Origin of the sequence: Streptomyces sp. NPDC126510 (genome assembly GCF_040302345.1) — a bacterium.
In the GTDB taxonomy this organism is placed as follows: Bacteria; Actinomycetota; Actinomycetes; order Streptomycetales; family Streptomycetaceae; genus Streptomyces.
The window spans coordinates 1-3,293 of sequence record NZ_JBEORR010000090.1; the positions used below are offsets into that span (position 1 = coordinate 1).

General features: G+C 60.8%; 1 protein-coding gene. It reads left to right on the forward strand.

Features of this window, described 5'->3' with window-relative positions:
- Window positions 1-3,293: non-ribosomal peptide synthetase (locus ABTX60_RS43055; protein ID WP_352102044.1), on the forward strand; the 3,293-nt coding region annotated here is incomplete at both ends.

Sequence of the window (3,293 nt, forward strand, 5' to 3'; positions counted from 1 at the left end):
TGGACGCCGTTGCCGGTGCAGTACGCGGATTACTCGTTGTGGCAGCGTGAGGTTCTCGGGTCCGAGGACGATCCGCAGTCCGTCATCGCGCAGCAGATTGCGTTCTGGTCGGATGCGTTGGCTGATCTTCCGGAGCAGTTGGATCTGCCTGGTGATCGTCCGCGTCCCGAGATTGCTTCAGGGCGCGGCGCCAATCACAGTTTCACCATCGAACCGCAGCTGTGGTCCGAGCTGGACGAACTGGCCAAGGCAACGAATGCAACTCCGTTCATGGTTGTTCACTCGGCTCTGGCGGTGCTGTTGGCACGACTGTCCGCGACGACCGACATTGCGATCGGTGCCCCGATCGCGGGTCGTGGTGAAGCTGAGCTCGATGACGTGATCGGTATGTTCGTCAATACTTTGGTGTTGCGTACCGAGGTTGATCCGTCGATGTCGTTTGCGGAGTTGTTGGCTTCTGCGCGTGAGGTGGATCTGCAGGCGTTCGCGCATGCGGATGTTCCGTTCGAGCGGATCGTGGAAGCGCTCGATCCGGTTCGTTCGCAGGCTCGTCATCCGTTGTTCCAGGTGGCGTTGACGTTCCAGAACCTCGGTCAGACGTCTCTCGACATGCCCGGCCTCAGTGCTGCTGCAGTCGAGTTCGACGCCGCACTGGCCAAGTTCGACTTGCAGCTCACTCTCGAAGAGGCTGAAGCCGGAATGTCTGCGACCCTGACGTATGCGACGGATCTGTTCGACGAATCGACCGCTGTCGACTTCGCCGATCGCTTCCTGCATGTTCTGCGTGGCGTCACCGCGGATCCGAATCTTGCTGTCGGTGATGTGGACGTACTCACTGTCGGTGAGTTGGACCGTGTTCTCTCCTGGAGTGGGGTCGGCACCGATGGTGGTGTGGATTCGACGTTGTCGGCGTGGTTCGATGATGCTGCTGCGCGGTTTGGTGATCGGGTTGCGGTGCGGTTCGGTGACGAGTCGTTGTCGTATGGTGAGTTGTCGGTGCGGGCGAATCGTTTGGCGCGCAGGTTGATTGCTCAGGGTTGTGGTCCGGAGTCGTTGGTGGCGGTGGCGTTGCCGCGGTCGGCGGATCTTGTGGTGGCGTTGTTGGCGGTGGTGAAGTCCGGTGCGGGGTATTTGCCGGTGGATCCGTCGTATCCGGCTGATCGTGTCGAGTTCATGTTGGCCGATGCTGCTCCGGTGGCTGCGATTTCGTGGTCCGGGCGTGAGTTGGTGTTGCCTGTTGGTTTGCCGGTGGTTGATGTCGACGCGGTGGATGTGTCGGAGTTCGATGGTTCGGTGGTGACGGATGCGGATCGTGTTGCGCCGTTGCGGTCTTCGAATGTTGCGTATGTGATTTACACGTCGGGTTCGACGGGTCGCCCGAAGGGTGTGCAGGTTCCGCACACGACGGTGGCGAAGTTGTTTGCGAATACCGAGGGTGTGTACGGGTTCGACGAATCCGATGTGTGGACGATGTTCCACAGTTATGCGTTCGACTTCTCGGTGTGGGAGTTGTGGGGTCCGCTGTTGTACGGCGGCACGTTGGTGGTTGTGGATTATGTGACGTCGCGGTCGCCGGAGCAGTTCTTGGAGTTGCTTGCTGCTGAGCGGGTGACGGTGCTCAATCAGACGCCGTCGGCGTTCTATCAGTTGGCTGAGGCTGATCGGTTGGCGTCGGAATCCGGTCGGGCTGCCGAATTGTCGTTGCGGTGGGTTGTTTTCGGTGGGGAGGCGCTCGAGCTGCGTCGCTTGTCGGATTGGTACGGCCGCCGCGGTGATTCCGCGCCGACGTTGGTGAACATGTACGGCATCACGGAGACGACGGTGCATGTGAGCCATCGTGTGTTGGATGCTGCGATGGCGGCGGATGCGTCGGCGAGTGTTGTGGGTCAGGCTATTTCGGGTCTGCGGGTGTTCGTGTTGGATACGCGTTTGGCTCCGGTGCCGGTCGGTGTCGCGGGTGAGATGTATGTCGCTGGTGTGCAGTTGGCTCGGGGTTATCTGGGTCAGGCGGGGTTGACGTCGACGCGGTTTGTGGCGAATCCGTTCAATGCCGGCGAGGTGTTGTACCGCACGGGTGACGTGGCGTCGTGGAACAGTGCTGGTGATTTGGAGTATCTGGGTCGCGCGGATGATCAGGTGAAGATCCGTGGTTTCCGGATCGAGATCGGTGAGATCGAGTCTGCGGTGTTGGCGGATGTGTCGGTGGCGCAGACGGCGGTGGTTGTTCGTGAGGATTCTCCGGGTGATCAGCGGTTGGTGGCGTATGTGGTTCCGGCTGCGGGTGTGAGCGTGTCGGTTGACGATGTCCGCACCGGTGTGGGTTCGTTGTTGCCGGAGTACATGGTGCCGTCGGCGTTTGTGGTGTTGGATGCGATTCCGTTGACGGTGAACGGGAAGTTGGATCGTCGGGCGTTGCCGGTTCCGTCGTTGCAGGTTGCGGTGTTCCGTGCTCCGACGTCGGTGGTGGAAGAGGTTGTGGCGCAGACGTTTGCGGATGTTCTGGGCGTCGAGCGTGTTGGTTTGGATGATGATTTCTTCGCGCTCGGTGGTAATTCGCTGATTGCGACGCAGGTGACGTCTCGGTTGGGTCAGGCGTTGGATGCTTCGGTGTCGGTGCGGGAGTTGTTCGAGGCGTCGACCGTCGAAGGGCTTGCTGCCCGACTCGGTTCTCATGTCGGTGGTGGTTCGCGTGCGGCGTTGACTGCGCAGGTGCGTCCGGCGCAGGTGCCGTTGTCGTTTGCGCAGCAGCGCATGTGGTTCCTCAACCGATTCGACACGGCATCGGCTGTCAACAATGTTCCGGTTGCGATCACGCTCACCGGAAAACTGGACGTGTCGGGGCTGGAACAGGCGGTCTCGGACGTTATCGGCCGCCACGAGGTTCTGCGCACGGTCTACCCCGAGGTCGACGGCGTCGGCTACCAGAAGATCCTCTCGGCAGGAGATGTCTCGATCGATCTCGGTGCAGAACGCGTCACCGACGACCGAATCCAGGCGGAGCTGTATTCGTTCTTCGCCCAGGGTTTCGATGTCACTGTCGAGGTTCCGTTGCGTGCCAAGCTTTTCCAGGTCGCCGATGACGACTTCGTGTTGTCGTTCGTGATGCATCACATCTCGACTGACGGTTTCTCGATGGGCCCGTTGACCCGTGACGTGATGACCGCCTACTACGCGCGAACCAACGGCCAGGCTCCGACCTGGACGCCGTTGCCGGTGCAGTACGCGGATTACTCGTTGTGGCAGCGTGAGGTTCTCGGGTCCGAGGACGATCCGCAGTCCGTCATCGCGCAGCA